20 protein-coding genes are annotated in these 19,959 nt (G+C 68.8%); 11 read left to right on the top strand and 9 right to left on the bottom strand.

The window, feature by feature from the left end; genetic code table 11:
* Positions 1-5 precede the first annotated feature (5 nt).
* The 7 genes from fba to PVT71_RS10325 all read left to right on the top strand — a co-directional run bounded on the left by fba (position 6) and on the right by PVT71_RS10325 (position 5,541).
* A complete protein-coding gene (gene fba, locus PVT71_RS10355) occupies positions 6-1,085 on the top strand; it encodes a class II fructose-bisphosphate aldolase (protein ID WP_353471705.1) in 1,080 nt (359 codons plus the stop codon).
* A 22-nt stretch (positions 1,086-1,107) separates the two neighbouring features.
* Positions 1,108-2,568 carry a form I ribulose bisphosphate carboxylase large subunit gene (locus tag PVT71_RS10350; protein ID WP_353471704.1) on the top strand — a complete coding sequence of 487 codons (1,461 nt, stop codon included), beginning with the start codon at positions 1,108-1,110 and terminating at the stop codon, positions 2,566-2,568.
* Positions 2,565-2,696 carry a hypothetical protein gene (locus PVT71_RS10345; protein ID WP_353471703.1) on the top strand — a complete coding sequence of 44 codons (132 nt, stop codon included), beginning with the start codon at positions 2,565-2,567 and terminating at the stop codon, positions 2,694-2,696. Before PVT71_RS10350 ends, PVT71_RS10345 begins: the two co-directional genes overlap by 4 nt.
* Positions 2,687-3,106: a ribulose bisphosphate carboxylase small subunit gene (locus PVT71_RS10340; RefSeq protein WP_353471702.1), complete on the top strand. Its 420-nt coding sequence runs from the start codon at positions 2,687-2,689 to the stop codon at positions 3,104-3,106. Before PVT71_RS10345 ends, PVT71_RS10340 begins: the two co-directional genes overlap by 10 nt.
* 105 nt (positions 3,107-3,211) lie before the next feature.
* Positions 3,212-4,180 (top strand): CbbX protein, encoded by a 969-nt coding sequence (gene cbbX / locus PVT71_RS10335; RefSeq protein WP_353471701.1) that lies wholly within the window; start codon positions 3,212-3,214, stop codon positions 4,178-4,180.
* Positions 4,181-4,271: 91 nt separating this feature from the next.
* Positions 4,272-4,970 carry a ribulose-phosphate 3-epimerase gene (gene rpe, locus PVT71_RS10330; protein WP_353471700.1) on the top strand — a complete coding sequence of 233 codons (699 nt, stop codon included), beginning with the start codon at positions 4,272-4,274 and terminating at the stop codon, positions 4,968-4,970.
* 16 nt (positions 4,971-4,986) lie between these two features.
* A complete protein-coding gene (locus PVT71_RS10325) occupies positions 4,987-5,541 on the top strand; it encodes a thioredoxin family protein (RefSeq protein WP_353471699.1) in 555 nt (184 codons plus the stop codon).
* A gap of 390 nt (positions 5,542-5,931) precedes the next feature.
* Here the strand turns inward: PVT71_RS10325 and PVT71_RS10320 are convergent, their stop codons facing one another.
* The gene (locus PVT71_RS10320) at positions 5,932-7,563 is read right to left on the bottom strand and encodes an FAD-dependent oxidoreductase (protein ID WP_353471698.1); all 1,632 of its coding nucleotides are present in this window, start codon (positions 7,561-7,563) and stop codon (positions 5,932-5,934) included.
* A 492-nt stretch (positions 7,564-8,055) separates the two neighbouring features.
* Here PVT71_RS10320 and PVT71_RS10315 point away from each other — a divergent pair, with 492 nt between their 5' ends.
* The gene (locus tag PVT71_RS10315) at positions 8,056-8,922 is read left to right on the top strand and encodes a lysophospholipase (protein WP_353471697.1); all 867 of its coding nucleotides are present in this window, start codon (positions 8,056-8,058) and stop codon (positions 8,920-8,922) included.
* Between the two features lie 64 nt (positions 8,923-8,986).
* Here PVT71_RS10315 and PVT71_RS10310 read toward each other — a convergent pair whose 3' ends face one another.
* The 5 genes from PVT71_RS10310 to PVT71_RS10290 form a co-directional block, all read right to left on the bottom strand.
* Positions 8,987-10,276: a TRAP transporter large permease gene (locus tag PVT71_RS10310; RefSeq protein WP_353471696.1), complete on the bottom strand. Its 1,290-nt coding sequence runs from the start codon at positions 10,274-10,276 to the stop codon at positions 8,987-8,989.
* Positions 10,277-10,354: 78 nt separating this feature from the next.
* Entirely contained in the window at positions 10,355-11,356 is a 1,002-nt protein-coding gene (dctP, locus tag PVT71_RS10305; protein WP_353471695.1) for a TRAP transporter substrate-binding protein DctP, read from the bottom strand.
* Positions 11,357-11,380: 24 nt separating this feature from the next.
* Complete coding sequence (locus PVT71_RS10300; RefSeq protein WP_353471694.1) at positions 11,381-11,872, bottom strand: TRAP transporter small permease; 492 nt, start codon at positions 11,870-11,872, stop codon at positions 11,381-11,383.
* A gap of 54 nt (positions 11,873-11,926) precedes the next feature.
* Positions 11,927-13,063 (bottom strand): MaoC family dehydratase N-terminal domain-containing protein, encoded by a 1,137-nt coding sequence (locus PVT71_RS10295; RefSeq protein ID WP_353471693.1) that lies wholly within the window; start codon positions 13,061-13,063, stop codon positions 11,927-11,929.
* Positions 13,064-13,099: 36 nt separating this feature from the next.
* A complete protein-coding gene (locus PVT71_RS10290; protein WP_353471692.1) occupies positions 13,100-14,659 on the bottom strand; it encodes an AMP-binding protein in 1,560 nt (519 codons plus the stop codon).
* A gap of 148 nt (positions 14,660-14,807) precedes the next feature.
* Between PVT71_RS10290 and PVT71_RS10285 the strand changes: the two genes are divergently transcribed.
* From PVT71_RS10285 to PVT71_RS10275, 3 genes are read left to right on the top strand one after another with little or no spacing between them, the layout of a single operon-like run.
* Positions 14,808-15,593 carry an IclR family transcriptional regulator gene (locus PVT71_RS10285; RefSeq protein ID WP_353471691.1) on the top strand — a complete coding sequence of 262 codons (786 nt, stop codon included), beginning with the start codon at positions 14,808-14,810 and terminating at the stop codon, positions 15,591-15,593.
* Positions 15,594-15,596: 3 nt separating this feature from the next.
* Positions 15,597-16,025 carry a PaaI family thioesterase gene (locus PVT71_RS10280; protein WP_353471690.1) on the top strand — a complete coding sequence of 143 codons (429 nt, stop codon included), beginning with the start codon at positions 15,597-15,599 and terminating at the stop codon, positions 16,023-16,025.
* The gene (locus tag PVT71_RS10275; protein ID WP_353471689.1) at positions 16,022-17,278 is read left to right on the top strand and encodes a CaiB/BaiF CoA-transferase family protein; all 1,257 of its coding nucleotides are present in this window, start codon (positions 16,022-16,024) and stop codon (positions 17,276-17,278) included. Before PVT71_RS10280 ends, PVT71_RS10275 begins: the two co-directional genes overlap by 4 nt.
* 43 nt (positions 17,279-17,321) lie before the next feature.
* Here the strand turns inward: PVT71_RS10275 and PVT71_RS10270 are convergent, their stop codons facing one another.
* The 3 genes from PVT71_RS10270 to PVT71_RS10260 are packed head-to-tail and all read right to left on the bottom strand — an operon-like array spanning position 17,322 to position 19,906.
* Positions 17,322-18,086: an SDR family oxidoreductase gene (locus PVT71_RS10270; RefSeq protein WP_353471688.1), complete on the bottom strand. Its 765-nt coding sequence runs from the start codon at positions 18,084-18,086 to the stop codon at positions 17,322-17,324.
* A gap of 10 nt (positions 18,087-18,096) precedes the next feature.
* Positions 18,097-19,425 (bottom strand): TRAP transporter large permease, encoded by a 1,329-nt coding sequence (locus tag PVT71_RS10265; protein ID WP_353471687.1) that lies wholly within the window; start codon positions 19,423-19,425, stop codon positions 18,097-18,099.
* Positions 19,418-19,906: a TRAP transporter small permease gene (locus tag PVT71_RS10260; RefSeq protein ID WP_353471686.1), complete on the bottom strand. Its 489-nt coding sequence runs from the start codon at positions 19,904-19,906 to the stop codon at positions 19,418-19,420. Before PVT71_RS10260 ends, PVT71_RS10265 begins: the two co-directional genes overlap by 8 nt.
* Positions 19,907-19,959 lie beyond the last annotated feature (53 nt).

Raw genomic sequence — 19,959 nt, 5'->3', positions numbered from 1 at the left:
GACCCATGGCACTCATCACCTTGAGACAGCTTCTCGACCACGCCGCCGAACAGGGCTACGGCGTGCCCGCCTTCAACATCAACAACATGGAACAGGGGCTCGCGATCCTGCGCGCGGCCGAGGCCTGCGATGCGCCGGTGATCCTGCAGGCGAGCCGCGGCGCGCGCAGCTACGCCGGTGACATCATGCTGCGCCACATGGTCGAGGCGCTCTCGGAGATGTTCCCGCGCAACCCGATCGTGCTGCACCAGGACCACGGCAACAACGACGCCACCTGCCTCTCGGCGATCCGCCACGGCTTCACCTCGGTGATGATGGACGGCTCGCTCGAGGAGGACATGAAGACCCCGGCCTCCTACGACTACAACGTCGAGATCACCGCCCGCGTCACCCGCGCCGCCCATGCGGTCGGCGCCAGCGTCGAGGGGGAACTGGGCGTGCTCGGCTCGCTCGAGACCGGCGAGGCGGCGGCCGAGGACGGCTCGGGCGCGGAAGGCAAGCTCGACCATTCGCAGCTGCTGACCGATCCCGAGCAGGCGGTGGACTTCGTGCTTGCCACGCAATGCGACGCGCTCGCCATCGCCTGCGGCACCAGCCACGGCGCCTACAAGTTCACCCGCGCGCCCGACGGCGACATCCTTTCGATGAAGACCATCGCCGCGATCCACGAGAAGCTGCCCGACACGCATCTGGTGATGCACGGCTCGAGCTCGGTGCCGCAGCACCTGCAGGATCTCATCAACCAGAGCGGCGGGCACATGCCGCAGACCTACGGCGTGCCCGTCGAGGAGATCGAGCGCGGCATCCGCATGGGCGTGCGCAAGGTGAACATCGACACCGACTGCCGCATGGCGATGACCGGGCAGTTCCGCAAGGTGGCGATGGACAAGCCCGAGGAGTTCGACCCGCGCAAGTTCATGATCCCGGCGATGAAGGAACTCGAGGCGCTCTGCACCGACCGCTTCGAGCGCTTCGGCACCGCCGGGCAGGCCGGCAGGATCACCCCGATCAGCCTCGACGACATGGCCCGCCGCTACGCCAGCGGCGCGCTCGCCCCCCGCATCGCCGCCGACCGCGCGGCCTGACTTTCCTGAGGAGGACCCCCCGATGAACGACATGTCCACAGTCACCGACGCCAAGAAGCGCTACGCCGCCGGCGTGATGAAATACGCCCAGATGGGCTACTGGGAGCCGGACTACACCCCCGGCGACACCGACATCATCGCGCTCTTCCGGATCACCCCGCAGGAGGGCGTGGACCCGGTCGAGGCCGCCGCCGCGGTCGCCGGCGAGAGCTCCACCGCCACCTGGACCGTGGTCTGGACCGACCGGCTCACCGCCTGCGAGAAGTACCGCGCCAAGGCCTACCGCGTCGATCCGGTGCCGAATTCCGAGGGCGAGTTCTTCGCCTACATCGCCTACGACCTCGACCTCTTCGAGCCGGGCAGCATCGCCAACCTCACCGCCTCGATCATCGGCAACGTCTTCGGCTTCAAGCCGCTGAAGGCGCTGCGCCTCGAGGACATGCGCCTGCCGGTCGCCTACGTGAAGACCTTCCAGGGCCCTGCCACCGGCATCGTGGTCGAGCGCGAGCGGCTCAACGCCTACGGCCGCCCGCTGCTGGGTGCCACCGTCAAGCCCAAGCTCGGCCTCTCGGGCCGCAACTACGGCCGCGTCGTCTACGAGGCGCTGAAGGGCGGGCTCGACTTCACCAAGGACGACGAGAACATCAACTCGCAACCCTTCATGCACTGGCGCGACCGCTTCCTCTACTGCATGGAGGCGGTGAACCGCGCCTCGGCCGCCACCGGCGAGGTGAAGGGCACCTACCTCAACGTGACCGCCGGCACGATGGAGGAGATGTACGCCCGCGCCGAGTTCGCCAAGTCGCTGGGCAGCGTCATCGTCATGATCGACCTCGTCATCGGCTACACCGCGATCCAGTCCATGGCGAAATGGGCGCGCGACAACGACATGATCCTGCACCTGCACCGCGCCGGGCACTCGACCTACACCCGCCAGCGCAGCCACGGGGTCAGCTTCCGCGTCATCGCCAAGTGGATGCGCCTTGCCGGGGTCGACCACCTGCACGCGGGCACGGTCGTCGGCAAGCTCGAGGGCGATCCCGCCACCACCAAGGGTTTCTACGACATCTTCCGCGAGGAGCGGAACCCGATGGCGCTCGAGAACGGCATCTTCTTCGACCAGGACTGGGCCTCGCTCAACAAGATGATGCCGGTCGCCTCGGGCGGCATCCACGCCGGGCAGATGCACCAGCTGCTGACCTATCTCGGCGAGGACGTGGTGCTGCAGTTCGGCGGCGGCACGATCGGCCACCCGCACGGGATCGAGGCCGGGGCCACCGCCAACCGCGTCGCGCTCGAGGCGATGGTCTTCGCCCGCAACGCCGGGCGCGACATCTGGAACGAGGGGCCGGACATCCTGCGCGACGCCGCGCGCACCTGCACCCCGCTCAAGCAGGCGCTCGATACCTGGAAGGACGTCAGCTTCAACTACGCCTCCACCGACGCGCCCGACTTCGCGCCCACCCCCGAGGTCTCGGCATGAGCCGCCTGCCCCTCGCCCCGGGCGCCGCCCCGCCCCTGCCGCTGGCGCACGCGCCCTCGGCCCCGAACCCCGCCACGCTGCCGCCCCGGCAGAGCCAGACCGCCAAAGGAGAGACCCGATGCGCCTGAGACAAGGACAGTTCAGCTTCCTGCCCGACCTGACGGATGACGACATCCACGCGCAGGCCCAATACGCCATCGACAAGGGCTGGGCCGTGTCGGTCGAGTACACCGACGATCCGCACCCGAGGAACACCTACTGGGAGATGTGGGGCCACCCGATGTTCGACAACCGCGACGCCGCCGCCGTGGTCTTCGAGGTCAATGAGTGCCGCAAGGAGCATGGCGGGAAATACATCCGCGTCATCGCCTTCGACAGCACCGCCGGCTGGGAGTCGATCCGCATGAGCTTCATCGTGAACCGTCCCGCCGACGAGCCCGGCTTCCGCGTCGTGCGGCAGGAGGGCGAGGGCCGGATCGTGCGCTACACGATCGAGAGCTACGCCATGCGCGAACCCGAGGGCCGCCGCTACGCCTGAGCCATCCCCGCGCCCGGGACCTCTCCCCGGGTGCGGTGCCCGGGCGCCCCGTCCCCCCATGCCGGGGCGCCCCCCTCCCGCCGTCCCCTCAGCCCGGAGCCCGAGATGACCGAGACCCCGCAGACCGCCCCCGACACCGTGGCCGCAGCCACCCCGGCCCCCGCGCGCCCCGCCACCGTCGACCTTGCCGCCGCCTTCGAGGAAAGCGGCGTGCGCGAGGTGCTGGCCGAGCTCGACGCGGCGATGATCGGCCTCGCCCCGGTCAAGGCGCGCATCCGCGAGACCGCCGCGCTGCTCCTCGTGGACAAGGCGCGCCGGCAGATGGGCCTCGCCACCGAGACGCCGACCCTGCACATGTCCTTCACCGGCAACCCCGGCACCGGCAAGACCACCGTGGCGCTGAAGATGGCCGACCTGCTCCACCGGCTCGGCTACGTGCGCAAGGGCCACCTCGTCACCGTCACCCGCGACGATCTCGTCGGCCAGTACATCGGCCACACCGCCCCCAAGACCAAGGAGGTGCTGAAGAAGGCCATGGGCGGCGTGCTCTTCATCGACGAGGCCTATTACCTCTACCGCCCCGAGAACGAGCGCGACTACGGCCAGGAGGCGATCGAGATCCTGCTGCAGGTGATGGAGAACAACCGCGACGACCTCGTGGTGATCCTCGCCGGCTACGCCGACCGCATGGACCGCTTCTTCGAGAGCAACCCCGGCTTCCGCTCGCGCATCGCCCATCACATCGAGTTCCCCGACTACAGCGACGACGAGCTCCTGCGCATCGCCGGGATTATGCTCGGCGCGCAGAACTACGGCTTCGACGCGCCCGCCCGCGCCGCCATGGCCGAGTACATCGCCGCCCGCCGCCACCAGCCGCATTTCGCCAATGCCCGCTCGATCCGCAACGCGCTCGACCGCGCCCGGCTGCGCCAGGCCAACCGGCTCTTCAACGAGGCGAAGGGCCCGCTCGGCGCCGAGGAGCTCTCGACCATCACCGAGGCCGACCTGCGCGGCTCGCGCGTGTTCCGCGGCGGGCTGGGCAGTGACCGCCGCCTGCAACAGGCGGCCGAATGACGGCTTCCACATGTCGGAAATATCCCGGGGGAGTCCGCGGCACGCGGACGGGGGCAGCGCCCCCCGACCCCGCAGCAGAAGGAACCGCCCGATGAGCTTCGACCGCACCGTGAAGATCGCCCCGTCGATCCTCTCCGCCGATTTCGCCAATTTCGGCGCCGAGATCCGCGCCGTCGAGGCGCAGGGCGCGGACTGGATCCACGTCGACGTGATGGACGGGCATTTCGTGCCCAACCTCACCTTCGGCCCGCCGCTGGTGAAGGCGATCCGCCCGCACATCTCGACCGTGATGGACGTGCACCTGATGATCGCGCCGGTGGATCCCTACATCGAGGCCTTTGCCGAGGCGGGCGCGGATGTCATCACCGCCCATCTCGAGGCCGGGGCGCACACCCACCGCACACTGCAGGCGATCCGCGCCAGCGGAGCGAAAGCCGGCCTCGCGCTCAACCCCGGCACGCCGGTCGAGGCCGCCGCGCCGCTGCTCGACCTCTGCGACCTCGTCTGCCTGATGACCGTGAACCCCGGCTTCGGCGGGCAGAAGTTCATCCACAGCCAGGTCGCGCAGGTCCGCAAGCTGCGCGAGATGATCGGTGATCGCGAGATCCACATCGAGATCGACGGCGGCGTCGATCCCTCGACCGCGCCGCTGGTGACCCGGGCCGGGGCCGACGTGCTGGTGGCGGGCTCGGCGGTGTTCCGGGGTGGATCGGTGGCCAACCCCGCCCCATATGGTCAGAACATCCGCGCCATCCGCGCCGCCGCGACCGGGGCGCAGGACGCCGCCTGATCCGAGGAGCCTCGCCATGCCCGTCTCTCCGCCCGTCTGCGATTTCGGCTGGGTCGCGCCCGGCTTCTCCCTGCCCGGCACCGACGGCAGGACCTACGGCCTCGAGGACATCCGGGGCCCGAAGGGCACGCTGGTCATGTTCATCTGCAACCACTGCCCCTACGTGCTGGCGGTTCTGGATCGCATCCTGCGCGACGCGCGCGATCTGCAGCAACAGGGCATCGGCGTCGTCGCGATCAGTTCCAACGACGCGCAAAGCTACCCCGCCGACAGTTTCGTGAACATGCGGAAGATGGCGCGGGAGAAGGACTTTCCCTTCCCCTATCTCCATGACGAGAGCCAGCAGGTCGCCCGTGCCTACGGCGCCGCCTGCACCCCGGACTTCTTCGGCTTCGACGCTCACCTCGGGCTTCAGTACCGCGGCCGGCTCGACGCCTCGCGCAAGGAGGCCGCGCCCGGGGACACCCGCCGCGACCTCTACGAGGCGATGCTTCAGGTGGCCCGCACCGGCGCCGGTCCGATCGAGCAGATCCCCTCCATGGGCTGCTCGATCAAGTGGAAAGCCGCCTGAAACCGGCGCCTCGCCGTCCTTGCCCCGCCGGGGCGCGCCGCGAATGCCCAAAGTTTGCGCGTTTCCGCGGGGCAACCCTACGGAATTCATGACAGATTGGTGAATTCTTGCCCGCGGAGGTTGAAGACGCCCGCGCGATTTGTAGATAGCACCCATCCGGTCGCCTCACTCCTCCTCCCGAGGCACCGGACCAGTCGACGCGGGGCCCTCCACGGGCCTCGTTTTGCGACCGGGTCGGCCTGCTCTCCTCCTCCCTGCGGGTCGACCCAAACGCTGCACCGGCCGGGCCATGCCGCTGCATTGCCAGGGTGACATGGCGCCCCTCTCGACCGCCGCGACCACCTGACGGCCAAATGCGAACCCGCCCCGCGCGGCACGGCCTCCGAGGCCTCAGCCCGCCGCGCCGTCCTCCGCCGCGAGGTAGCGCCAGACCTCGGAGACCACGACCGAGCCCTCGCCCACCGCCGAGGCCACGCGCTTGACCGAGCCCGCGCGGATGTCGCCGACGGCGAAGACCCCGGGCTGCGAGGTCTCGAAGGAAAGCTCGCGCCCCGCCGCCGCCCCGGTCACGATGAAGCCGCGCGGGTCGAGCGTCACCATCTCGCCCAGCCATTCGCAGTTGGGCGCAGCCCCCGCCATGACGAAGACGGCGCAGACCGGGATGCGCCAGCGCCCGCTGTCGCGGCAATCCGCCTCGACCTCTTCCAGCCGCTCCTCGCCGTGGATGCCGCAGAGCGAGGCGCCGAGATGCACGGTGATGCGCGGATCGGCGGCAAGGCGGCTCGACAGGTAGTCCGACATCGACTCCGCCAGCGACGGTCCGCGCACCAGCACGTGCACGTGGCTGGCGGCGCGCGACAGGAACATCGCCGCCTGCCCGGCGGAATTGCCGCCGCCGATGACCACGACCGCGGCGCCGCGGCAGTGCCGGGCCTCGATCTCGGTCGCCGCGTGGTAGACGCCGCGCCCGGCAAAGCGCGCGAGGCCCGGCACCGGCAGCTGGCGGTACTGCACCCCCGTCGCCACCACCACCGCCCGGGCGCAGATCCGCGTCCTGCAGTCGAGCGTGACGCAGAACTGCCCGTCCTCCTGCCGCTCGATCCCCACGACCCGGCGCGGCATGGCAAAGCGGGTGCCGAACTTCAGCGCCTGCACCTCGCCGCGCCAGACGAGGTCGGCGCCGCTGATCCCGGTGGGAAAGCCCATGTAATTCTCGATCCGGCTCGAGGTGCCCGCCTGCCCGCCCACCGCCAGATCCTCGATCACCAGCGCCCGCAGCCCCTCGGCCCCGGCATAGACCGCCACCGAGACCCCGGCCGGGCCGCCGCCGACGATCAGCATATCGAAAACCTCGCCGGGGTCCGCCTGAAGGTCGAGCCCCAGCCGCTGCGCGACCCTAAGCGGGGTCGGATCCTCGATGACCTCGCCCTTGCCGAAGACCACCGCCGGAACACCCGGCGCGATGCCGCAGTCGCGGGCCACCGCCTCGGCATCGGGGCAGCCAAGGTCGAAGGAGCGTGCCGGGATGCGGTTCCGCCCGGCGAATTCCTCGATCCGGCGCAGCGTGTCGTCGCGGTCCGCCCCGATCAGCGTGAGCCCGGTCGCCTTCTGCTCGAGCAGCAGCCTGCGCCGCGCGGCGAAGACGGTGATCACGATGTCCGACAGCTCGGGCACCTCGGCCATCAGCCGCAGCATGGCCTCGCGCTTCACCGCGATCGCCCGGGTGTCCCGCGCGGCGCGCATCGGCAGCGCGTGCACCCCGCCACCGAGAAAGGAAATCTCGCCGGTGAACTGCGCCGCGCCGATCGTCGAGGCAAAGAGCCGGGTTTCGGCATAGGGGTCGAGCACCTCGATCTCGCCCTCGAGCACGTAGAGGAAGAGGTCGGCGGGCGCGCCGAGCGCGGCGACGATCTCTCCGGCGGCAAAATGCACCTCGTCCCCGGTGGCGCGCAACGCGGCGACGTGCTCGGCGTGCAGCGGCATCCGCTGCATCTGCCGCAGGTCCTGCCCGAGCGTGTCCATCACGCGCCCTTCGGGCCTGAGGGCGCGCCCTCGCGGGGTCGCTCAGTCGTCAATCCTGTCGCCGGTCCGGTCATCTCTGCCTCGTGTCTGCGCCGCCCGCCGCGCAGCCGCGACCGAAAAGCGGGCGGTGCGGGGCGGCATGCGGAAGAAGGGTCGGAAGTCGCTGCGAAGTTCGGGGGTCTTCGTGCGCCGCGGGCGCGGCACGGGGAGGTGCGGGGCCCGGTTCACGCCGGAGCCGCCGCGCGCAGGGTAGCATGGGTTGCGGGATTTCCATCGGAAAATGCCGCGCACGGGCGCTCCCGCCACCCCGGCAAGGCCGCGTGATAGCACGCGGACAAGCCTTCAATACGGCCCGCCTCGGCCTGCCTACCCTGTGGCGCAACCGCGTTCCGCCGATTCCCGGAACGCCCGCGCCGGGCCCCGAGAGGCGCTTGACCGGCAGAGGACAGGCCCCGGGAACCCCGGCCGGCCACGCATCAGGGAGAGGGACGAATGACCGAGGAAGACTTCGCATCGACGGACGGGCTGCGCATCCACATGCGCACCTGGGAGGCGGGCGGCCCGCCGCGCGCCATCGTGGTGATCTGCCACGGGGTCAACTCGCACGGCGGCCAGTACGGCTGGACCGGCGAGCGGCTCGCGGCGCTCGGCTTCACCGTCCACGCGCTCGACCTGCGCGGGCGCGGGCTTTCCGATGGCGAGCGTTTCTATGTCGAGGACATCGCCGAGTACGTGGCCGACCTGCGCGGGCTCATCCACATCGCGCACGAGCGCCATCCGGGGCTGCCGCTCTTCCTGCTCGGGCACAGCGCCGGGGGCGTCATCTCCTGCAGCTTCGCGCTTGACCACCAGGACGAGATCGACGGTCTGATCTGCGAGAGCTTCGCCTTCCAGGTGCCCGCCCCCGGCTTCGTGCTCTCGGCGATCAAGGGGCTCAGCCACCTGTCGCCGAAGCTCGGCGTGCTGAAGCTGAAGATGCAGGATTTCACCCGCGATCCGGACGCGCTGGCCGTGCTCGAGGCCGATCCGCTCACCAGGGGCGAGACCCAGCCCGCGGCGACCGTGGCGGCGCTGGTGCGCGCCGACGAGCGGTTGCACGACAGTTTCGAGCAGATCACCCTGCCGGTGCTGATCCTGCACGGCACCGACGACCACGCGACCGTCTGCCATGGCAGCGAGTATTTCCACGCCCATGCCGGCTCGGCGGACAAGACGCTGAAGCTCTACGAGGGCCATTACCACGACCTGCTCAACGACATCGGCAAGGAGGAGGTGCTGGGCGACATCGTCGCCTGGATCGAGGCCCGCCTGCCCCAGAGCCCGCAGGATCGGGAAGCCGGCGCCAGCATTCCAGCCTGACGCCGGGCCCACCTTCCCGGCCCTGCCGCGCGGCACCGTCCATCGGTCGCCGCGCGGCAGGCACTCAGCGCAGCATCAGGCCCGGCAGCCAGAGGGTGATCTGCGGGAAGCAGAGCAGAACGAGCAGGATCACGATCTCCATCGCGAGGAAGGGCAGGAGCCCGCGGAAGATCTTGCCGAGCGGCACCCCGGTCTGCGCTGCCGCGACATAGGCGTTGAGCCCCAACGGCGGGGTCAGCAACCCGATCTCCACCGTCTTGGTCACCACGATGCCGAACCACACCGGGTCGAAATCGAGCGCCATGGCGGTCGGGAAGGCCAGCGGCATCGCCAGCGACAGGATCGCCAGCTGGTCCATGAACATGCCCATGACCAGCAGGATCAGCACGATGATCGCCATGATCGCCGCGGGCGGCAGGCTCGTCGTCGCGACGAATTCCAGCAGCGCATGGGTGATGCGGGTGAAGGCGAGGTAGTTCGAGAAGATCGCCGAGCAGGCGACGATCGCGACGATCATCACCGTCGCGCGGATCGCCCCCGAGACCGAGCGGTTGAAGTTCACGAAGGACAGCGAGCGCTGGAAGATCACGATGATCAGCGAGCCCATGACGCCCAGCGCCGCGGCCTCCGAGGGCGAGGCAATGCCGCCGTAGATCGCCCCGATCACCAGCACCATCAGCAGGATCATCGGCAGCACGTGGCGGCTGGCCTTCACCGCCTTGCCAAGCTCGAAGGGCGCGCCCTTCGGCGCCTGGTCGGTGGTGTGGGCGATGAGCTTGATGACCACGGCAAGGCCGCAGGCGGTCAGCAGGCCGGGGATGATCCCGGCGATGAAGAGCTTGCCGATCGAGGTCTCGGTCAGCACGCCGTAGACCACCAGCACGATCGAGGGCGGCACCACCACCGCGAGCGTGCCGCCAACCGAGACGACGGCGGCGGCAAGCCGCTGCGAGTAGTTGTGGCTGCGCATCTCGGGAAAGGCCGAGGCGGCCATGGCGGCGGTCGAGGCGGTAGAGCTGCCGACCAGCGCGGCAAGGATCACCGAGGCGCCGACCGTGGCCATCGCAAGCCCGCCCTTCACGTGGCCGATCCAGCCCTGGCAGGCAAGGATCGCGCGGCGCGTCACGTCGCCGGCGGTCAGCAGCTCGGCCATCAGGATGAAGAGCGGAATGGCGACGAGGATGAAGGAGGACGAGCTGTCGAAGAAGGTGCGCTCGAGCACCGCCATGGCCGGGCGCAGCCCGAGTTGCAGGGCAAGCCCGATGAAGCCGCTCAGCCCCATGGCAAAGGCGATCGGGATGCGCATGGCCATGAACAGGGCCAGCAGCACGAGGATGGCAAGGAAGGTCAGCATGAAGCGGGCACGGGCTCCTGAGAAGGGCAGCCGGCGCCTTGGCCGGCCGCCCCGGTCGTTCCGGGAAATGCGAAGCGGTTACTGGCTGGTCAGCTCGGTGTACCGGTCCAGCACCTCCTGCCCCTTCTCGCCGCCCATGCGGCCCACCCAGTCCTCGGTCACCAGCTCCATGCCGGCACGCAGCGCCGCGAGTTCCTCGTCGGTGAACTCGTAGGTGTCGATGCCCTCGGACTTCCAGGTGGCGATCAGCTCGCCGACGCTGTCGTCCTGCGCCTTGGCGACGTGCAGGGCGATCTCGTCGCCGGCGGTCTTCATGGCGTCCTGCACCTCGGGGGCGAGGCTGTCATAAAGATCGCTGCGGACCACCATGACGAAGCTGTAGCCGCCGAAGGAGCCGTTGGTGGAAATGTGGCTCACCACCTCGTTGAGCTTGTAGCCCGGCACCGAGGCGAGCGGGAACAGGACGGCGTCGAGACGGCCGCGCTCGACGGCGGTGTAGACTTCCGGCCCGGGGATCGAGATGCCGACGGCACCAAGGCCGCGCGCGGTCATCGCCTGCGTCGCGCCCGAGGTGCGCACGTCCAGCGCCTCCCAGTCGCTCGGCATGCCGAGCCGCTGCTTGGCCAGCACCTGATAGGGCGGCAGCACGAAGCCGAAGATCGGCGTCACGCCGGCGGCCAGCAGCTCGTCGCGCATCGGCCCCTCGGCCAGCATCGCCTGCACCGCGCGGGTGCCCTGCTCGGCCGTGCCGTAATAGCCCGGCAGGCCGACCACCGAGTTCAGCGGCAGCTCGTCGGTATGGTAGGTCGTGCCGAGCAGAGCGGCGTCGAGAATGCCGCTCTTCACCGCGTCGAGCTGCGCCTTCGACTTCGCCGCCTGCTCGGCGGGGAAATGCTCGAACGACAGCTTGCCGCCGGTCGCCTCTTCGACCGCGGCCATCCATTTCGTCGTCCCCTCGACCGAGACGATGTGGCTGGTGGACTGGAAGTCCCCGAGCCGCAGCGTTTCGGCGCTGACATGACCGCCCGCCAGCGCAAGCGCCCCGACGATGGCAGCCACCACCTTGTTGGTCATCTTCATCTTGTCCTCCTCCCTATGACAAAATCAGATTTGCGCCGCCGCCTCCCGCGACAGCGCATCGTAGATCAGCCGCAGCACCAGCACGCCGCAGCCAAGCGGCACGATGGCGTAGGCCCAGCCGAGGGGCCAATCGACCACCCCGTACTCGACCTCGCCGCTCTGGAACGCATGCAGCGCGAATTTCCCGGACATCCAGGTGACGAGGCCGAAGAACAGCGCCGGCAGCAGCAGGCGCAGCTTGTCGATGACGGTCCCCAGCAGTCCGGGCAGGTGTTCCGGCACGAAGTCGAGCGCCAGGTGCCCGCCGTCGCGGAACACCCGCGACAGCGAGAGCGTGGCGAGCGCGGGCATCAGGTAGAGCTCGGTGAGCTCGAACTGGATCTGCACGGGCTTGTGCAGGACCAGCCGCATCAGGATGTCCGCGTTGATCAGCGCGACCACGACCAGCAGGCCGAGGCACCCCAGCAGGTGCAGGGTGTCCTCGAGTTTTCTCAGGATGGTGCCAATGACGTTCAACCTTGCCTCCCAGATGGTTGACGCACCGGGTGTCCCGGCGGGGGCGCGGGCCCCTTAGCGTTTCGGCAGCTCGACGACGGCCGAGCCGATCGCCGACATCTCGCCGTCCTGCTGCTCGGCGCGCTGCTGGATCTCCAGCAGGTAGCGGCCGTCCTCCTCGTATTTGCGCACCACCGAGCCGTGGATCAGGATGATGTCGCCCTCGGGGTTGTGCCGGCGGACCTGGCATTTCGCCTGCCGCAGGAAGCCGTCGTCGCCCATCCAGTTGGTCACCTGGTGCGTCAGCCACGAGGTCCGCTCGGGGCCGTAGTCATAGGCACCGGGCGCGCCGACCTCGAGCGCAAACTCTTCTTCCCAATGCACGCGCTCGGGGCAATCGGGAATGCCGAAGCGGTTCTTGATCCCGGCCGAGGGGTGCTTCTGCTGCAACTGCCACGCGAGCTTGTTGGCGCGGATATAAAGCCCGCCCCAGCCCTGCGCATAGGCGATGAAGCCGGTCGCGGTCATCGGACCCTTGACCATGGTCGGCAGCTCGTCGCCCTCGGCCACGTCGTCCCAGTAGCGGGTCTCGGCGCCGCGGATCTCTTCCTGCTCGTAGTACTTGTAGTACTCGCGCAGCTCTTCCTCGGTGTAGACGCGGCGGCCCTTGGCCTTGGCCTCGGTGTACTTGGTGCCGTTCTCGCGCGCGGCGTCGCGGTCGGTGCGGAAGCACCAGCTGTCGGCCTCGGCCAGCATGTCGCCGGTCTTCGCGTCGTAGAAATCGACGTGGTAGATCTGCTGCACCGCCTTGCCGGCAAAGCGCGTGTCATGCTCGACGAGGTCCTTGAGGTAGGCCTCGGTGCGGAACTCGGTGTTGCGCGGGATGACCTTGTGCCAGGTCCAGTTCGCGCCCGACCACATGGCGTGCACGCCCGGCAGCCCGCCGACGTAGCCCGAGATGATCCGGCTGGTGGAGAAGAGGAAGCTCGGCAGAGCGATCACGTCGCCATACTTGGTGGTCCTGGCATATTCGGGATCGCACCACAGCGGGTTGTCGTCGCCGATGCCATGGGCGTAGTGGCGGATGTTGTCGCGGGTCGCCTCGTAGCACCAGGGCTCGACCGTCTTCTCGATCTTCACGCCGATGCGCTTGCGCAGATCGTCGAGGCCCTCCTCGGTGATCTTCGGAAACTTGCGGGTCATGTCGTTCATCTTGTTCCTCCTAGAAAAATGGGCGCGGCGGGCCGGTCAGCCGGCGGCCGCGAGCGTGCTGGCCTGAAGATCCCTGAGGATCTTGCGGTTCACCTTGCCGGCCGGGGTCTTCGGCAGCTCGGCGACGAATTCGATCTGTCGCGGGTATTCATGGCGGGCGAGCCGGGCGCGGACATGGTCCTGGATGGCCTTCGCCAGCCCCTCCTCGGGGGCGCCCTTGAGAATGATGTAGGCCTTGACCACCTGCCCGCGCAGGCTGTCGGGCGCGCCGATGACGCCGCATTCGGCCACCGCCGGGTGGCTGAGGATGGCGTCCTCGACCTCGATCGCACCGATGGTCCAGCCGGCCGAGATGATGACGTCGTCGGCGCGGCCGCCGTGGTAGAAATAGCCGTCCGCATCGACCCGGCCGAGGTCCTTGGTCGGGAACCACTGCCCGCCCTTCCTGACCATCAACTCGCCGGTCTCGCCGGGATCGCAGCGCGTGCCGTCGCCCCGCTGCACCTCGACCTCGACCCCCGGCACCGCCTTGCCCATGGCCCCGTCGCGCACCTCGAGATCGTCGGCGCCCGGATAGTTGGCGATGATCACGCCGATCTCGGTCGTGCCGTACATCGAGCGGACCTTGGTGCCGAAGACGCGCTCGACATAGGCCGCGGTCTCGCTGTCGATGGGCTCGCCGGTGAACGAGAGCTTCTCGAAGGCGTAGGTGTAGTTCTCCGCCTCGCCCGAGTTGCGCATCATTCGGTAATGCGTCGCGGCGGCGGTGAGGTTGGTGATGCGGAAATCCTGCAGCGCCTTCAGCAGCCGCACCGGGTCGAACTTGCCCGAGAAGGTGCCGGTCGAGACGCCCATGGCGAGCGGCGCCAGCGTGCCGTGCCAGAGCCCGTGGCCCCATGCCGGAGAGGACGGGCAGAAGAAGCGGTCGCCGGGCCGGATGCCGGTGGCATAGAGCGCCGCGACCATCAGCGTGACGATGGATCGGTGCGAGTGATGCACCGCCGCGGGCAGCAGCCGGGTCGTGCCCGAGGTGTATTGCAGCACCGCCAGATCGTCTCCCGCCGTGTCCCAGTCGAAGGTCCCGGGCAGACCCTCGAGGCTGTCGAGGAACGCCGCGTCCGCGACGATGACGTTCCGCGCGCCGCCCTCCTCGGCCTCGGGGGCCTTCTCGGCATTGGTGAAGAACACCGTCGGCGCGCAGTCGGCGACCCGCAGGCGGATGCCGTCCGGACCGAAGAGCGTGAACATCGGCACCGCCACCGCCCCGGCCTTCATCGCGCCGAAAAGCGCGCAGTAGAAGGGCAGCGAGGGCTCGATCATCACCGCGACCCGCTCGCCCTTCTTCACGCCGCGCGCCGTCAGGAAATGCGCGATCTGCGACGAGCGGCGGGAGAGTTCGGCAAAGCTGACGATCTCGTCCCGGCCATCCGCATGGGCGATCCGCAGCGCCACTGCCTCGCCGGTCATGTGCCGGTCGATGCACTCATGCGCGATGTTGAACCGCTCCCGCGTGCCGTCGAACAGCTCCCACAGACCCGCTTTCGAGTACTGCGCCTGAGCGTCCGCGTAGGACGTGAAATCCGTCAGTCGGGTCATCCGATCCTGCCTCCCAGCCTCTCCTCCGAGCGGGCCGCGCTTTTTGCGTCCCCCTCGTTGACAAGGGTAGGGATCGGGACGAATTATTGTCAATACGCTATTCTTATTGTATATAGACAACAAAATGCCGCCGAAACGGGAGGGTCAGATGGCCGAGGACGACAGCAAGACAAGCAGCAAGAGGCAGGTGCCCGCCGTCACCCGAGCCATTGCAATATTGAGGTTTCTTGGCCGTTCGCCCGAGCCCGTGGGGGTCAATCCCATCGCCCGCGAGCTGGGGCTGATCCCCTCCACCTGCCTGCACATCCTGCGCGTGCTGCAGGACGAGGGGCTGGTGGATTTCGATTCGGCGACGAAGCGCTACTCGATCGGAATCGGCATCCTGCCGCTGGCCCGCGCCGCGCTTCAGCGCAACAGCTTCTCGGCGCTGGTGCAGCCCCGGCTCTCGGCCCTGTCGCAGGAGTTCGGGGTCACCGGCATCGCCACGCAGCTCGCCGAGCCGTCGCAGATGGTGGTGGTCGCGCTCTCGCAGTCGTCGATGCCCTTCCGCCTGCAGGTCGACCTCGGCAGCCGCTTCCCGGCGCTGATCAGCGCCACCGGCCGGCTTTTCGCCGCCTATGCCGAGATGCCCGAGGAGCGCCTGCGGGAAAAATTCTCGCGCCTCGTCTGGGATCACCCGCCCAGCTTCGAGGACTGGCGCGCGCAGGTGGCCGAGGCGAAGGCGCAGGGCTTTGCCGTCGACCAGGGCCTCTACATCTCGGGCGTGACGGTCGTCGCGGTGCCGGTCTTCGGCGCCGACGGGCGGATGATCCGCTCGCTCGTCGCCATCGGCATCTCCGAGCGACTGAAGGACGGCGAGGTGCCGCGCCTCGTGCGGGCGATGCAGCAGATCCGCGACGAGCTGCAGCATACGCAGATCGCGGTGGGAGCCTGAGCCATGGCTGACGCCCCGCTGTCCCTCGACGACTGGGAGATCGTGAAGATCAAGGGTTTCGCCAGCCTCGTCGGCCCGCTACTGCGGCCGGTGGTGCGCGACGCCCGCCCCCGTTTCGGCCTGCAGACCAACGAGATGCACGCCAACCCGATCGGCTCCATCCATGGCGGCGTGCTGACCACGCTGCTCGACCAGGTGATCGCCATCGCCGCCTGGAACGCCGCTGATCGCCAGCCCACGGTCACCGTGCAGATGGACACCCGCTTTCTCGGCGCGGCAAAGGCCGGGGATTTCCTCGAGACCCGCGCCGAGATCCGCCACCAGACCCGCTCGCTGATTTTCGTCGACGGCGAGGTGCTGCGCGGCGACACTCCGATCGCGACCGCCACGGCGGTGATGAAGATATCCGCAAGAGCAGGAGCAGACGCATGAGCGCCCCCCAGACCGACACCCGCAGCGGCCCGCTTGCCGGCGTCCGCGTGCTCGACTTCTCGCGCATCCTGTCGGGGCCCTATGCCAGCATGGTGCTGGCCGATCTCGGCGCCGAGGTGATCAAGATCGAGCCGCTGGAACGCGGCGACGAGACCCGCGCCTTCCCGCCCTTCGTCGGGGGGCTGAGCCACTACTACATCGCGCTCAACCGCAGCAAGAAGAGCGTCGCGCTCGACCTCAAGAGCCCCGAGGGCATCCGCATCGCCAAGGAACTGGCGGCGCAGAGCGACATCTTGCTCGAGAACTTCCGGCCCGGCGTGATGGACCGGCTCGGCCTCGGCTACGCGGCGCTGAAGGCTGACAACCCCAAGCTGATCTATTGCTCGATCACCGGCTTCGGGAAGGACAGCCCGCATGGCAACAAGCCCGCCTTCGACATCGTGGCGCAGGCGCTGTCCGGCGTGATGAGCGTGAACCGCGAGCCCGGGCAGGCGCCGAACAAGCTCGGCCTGCCGCTCGGCGACATGGCGGGGAGCATCTTCTCGCTCTTCGGGGTGCTGGCGGCGCTGCACGAGCGGCACGTCACCGGCCACGGGCGGCATGTCGAGGTTGCCATGCTCGACAGCCTCATCGCCATGCAGGGGTACCTGTCGCAGATCTACTTCGTCAGCGGCCAGAGCCCGCAGCCGGTGGGCACGCAGCACCCCAGCATCGTGCCCTACGGCTCCTTCGCCACCGCCGACGGGCATGTCATCGTCGCCTGCCTGACCGAGCGGTTCTGGCACAACTTCGCCCGCTGCATCGGGCGGCCCGAATTGATCGAGGATCCGCGCTTCGCGGCCTACGAGGCGCGGCTGAGGAACCGCGCGGCGCTCGAGCCGATCATCCTTGCCGAGATGGGCCGCGAGAGCACCGCGCACTGGCTCGACCGGCTGTCGGAATTCGACGTGCCGAACGCGCCGATCCTTTCGATCGCCGAGGCGCTCGAGCAGGAGCATGTCGCGGCGCACGGGCTGATCGAGACGGTGGAGCACCCAGAGATCGGCCCGCTGCGGCTCGTCACCAGCCCGATCCGTTTCGACGGGGCCGGACCCTCGGGCGCGCGGGCGCCGTCGCTGCTGGGAGAGGACACCGCCGAGGTGCTGCGCGAGAAGCTCGGCTATTCCGAGGCGCAGCTGCGCGCGCTCAGGCGGCAGGCGGTGATCGGCGGCAGAGCGGAGGAAGTCGCCGCGCCGCACGAGACCGCAGAGTAAGAGCACCCTGCCCCGCGGCGCGTCCCGCGGGGCAGGCGCTGGGTCAGCTGCGCAGCGCCGGAAGGCCGACGCCGGTCGACTGGAAGCCGCCGTCCGAGGCGATGGTCTGCCCGGTCACGTAGCTCGCCTTGTCCGAGCAGAGGAAGACGATCACGCTCGCGATCTCGTCCTCCGAGCCGTAGCGGTTGAGCGGGATCGCGTCGTGGTAGGCGGCGATGATCTCGGGGGAATGCACCGCCATGGCAAGCTTCGTCCGAACCGGGCCCGGCGCGACGCAATTGGCGCGGATGCCGTATTCCCCGAGTTCCGCCGCCTGCTGCTGCGTCAGCTGGATCACCCCCGCCTTGGAGGTGCCGTAGGCCACCCGCAGAGTCGAGGCGCGCAGGCCCGAGATCGAGGCGATGTTGACGATGGCGCCCTGCACGTCCTTGAGGTGCGGGATCGCCGCCTGCGAGCAGAGGAACACGCCGTCGAGGTTGGTCGACATGACTGTCCGCCAGCGCTCGAAGGTGGTCTCCTCGATCGGGCCGAAATCGGCGACGCCGGCGTTGTTGACCAGCGCGTCGATGCGGCCGAATTCCTTCGCCACCTCGGCGATCATCGCCGCCACCTGTTCGGGCTGCGAGACGTCGCAGACCACCGGCAGCACGTTCTCGAGCTGCCCGGCCTCGGCCATCAGAACCTCGGCGTCGCGGTCGATCATCGCGACCTTTCGGCCCTCGGCGAGGAACTGCTTCGTGGTCGCAAGCCCGATGCCGCGCGCGGCGCCGGTGACGATCGCGGTCTTGGGGGCTGTCTTCTGGGACATGGAATGCTCCTCAGTTGGCGGGGCCGAGCAGGCCGAGCGAAAGTTGCGGGAAAGCGCCGATCACCGCCAGCCCGATCAGGCAGACCAGCAGGAAGGGCATGGCACCGCGGGCCACCCGCTCGATCGGCAGGCGCGTGACGTTGGCGGCGACGTAGAGGTTGATGCCGACCGGCGGCGTGATGAGGCCGATGGCAAGGTTCACCATCACCAGCACGCCGAACCAGACCGGGTCCCAGCCAAGCTCGCGCACCACCGGCATGAAGATCGGCAGGCAGATGAACATGACCGTCACTGCGTCCATGAACATGCCCGCGATCAGCAGGATGACCATGATGACCAGCAGGATCACGCCCTCGTTGCCGGAAAGGCCCAGCAGCGCCTGCGAATAGGTGCCGACGAGATCCTCGACCGTCACCACCCAGCCGAAGAGGCTGGCATAGGCGACGACCAGCATCACCGTCGCCGAGGAGGCCGCGGCATTGGTGAGCGAGGTGTAGAGCCCGCTCAGGGTCAACGTGCGGTAGATCAGCCCGCCGACCAGCAGCGCGTAGACCGTGGCGACCAGCGCCGCCTCGGTGGGGGTGAAGACGCCGGAGTAGATGCCGCCAAGGATGACGACCGGGGTCATCAGCCCCCAAAAACTGTCCTTGAACGACAGCCACAGGCGCTGGCCATAGGGCTTGTCCGCGTGCGGCATCGGGCTCAGCTTCTCGAGCGCGGCGGCGCGGCCGGACTGCGGCTTGGCGAAGGGCAGCGTCAGCAGCATCATCAGCCCGAGGAAGATCCCCGGCACGATCGCGGCAAGGAAGAGCTGCGAGATCGAGGTCTCGGCGATCACACCGTAGATCACCAGCCCGATCGAGGGCGGGATGACGATCGACAGCGCCGCGCCGGTGCAGACGAGGCCCGCGGCATAGGCCTTGGGATAGCCGTCCTCTTCCATGCCCTTGATGATCATCGGGCCGATGGCGGCGACCGAGGCCGGGCCCGAGCCGCTCACCGCGCCCCAGAAGAGGCAGACGGTTGTACCGACGACGCCCATGCCACCCGGAGTTGCGCCGATCAGCACGCGGAAGAAGCGGATCATCCGCTCGGCGATGCCGAGCGAGCCCATCAGCGTGCCCGCGAGGATGAAGAAGGGAATGGCCAGCAGCGAGAACTTGGTGATGCCGGTGGCGATGAGGTCGCCCGCCAGCTCGAGGCCGAAGCCGATCTGCCACATGGCGTAGATCGCCGAGAGGCCGAGCGAGAAGGCCACCGGCACGCGCAGCGCCAGCAGGATGAAGAACAGGATCACCATCTCGGTGCCTGCGGGAAGTCCGGGGAAGAGGTCAAACATCGGGGATCACCTCGTGGTCCTCGCCGGTGCGCCAGACCACCCATGCGTGCTGCAGGTAGCGGATCAGCACCAGTGCGAAGCCGAAGGGCACGGCGGCCTGGTAGTACCACGCCGGGATCTGCAGACCGTAGGAGCGCATCCCGTTGCCCATGAGGTTGGTCATCGCCTGCCAGGAGAACCAGGCCGAGAGCAGCAGCAGCAGCGCCGAGGCCAGCACCGAGAGCGCGAAGACCACGCGGCGCGCCGGGCGCGGCAGCATGTCATGCACCAGCCCCACGGCGAGGTGCTCGCCGCGCCGCGCGGCGATGGCGGCGCCGAAGATGGTCAGCAGCAGGAAGCCGTTGGTCAGCAGCTCCTCGGTGGCGGCCAGCGAGTAATGGGTGCCGTAGCGCACCACCACGTTGGCAAAGCCGAGAAAGGTCATGGCCAGGAAGAGCACCGCGCAGATGATCTTCTCGGCCTCGCGCAGGATGAAGGCCATTGCCCCTCCCTTGGATCGGACGGAGGAAAAGGCGTGTCCCCGCGGGGACACGC

It is taken from the genome of Salipiger sp. H15, assembly GCF_040409955.1.
Classification (GTDB): domain Bacteria; phylum Pseudomonadota; class Alphaproteobacteria; order Rhodobacterales; family Rhodobacteraceae; genus Salipiger.
This window is presented reverse-complemented; position numbering and strand designations above follow the sequence as displayed.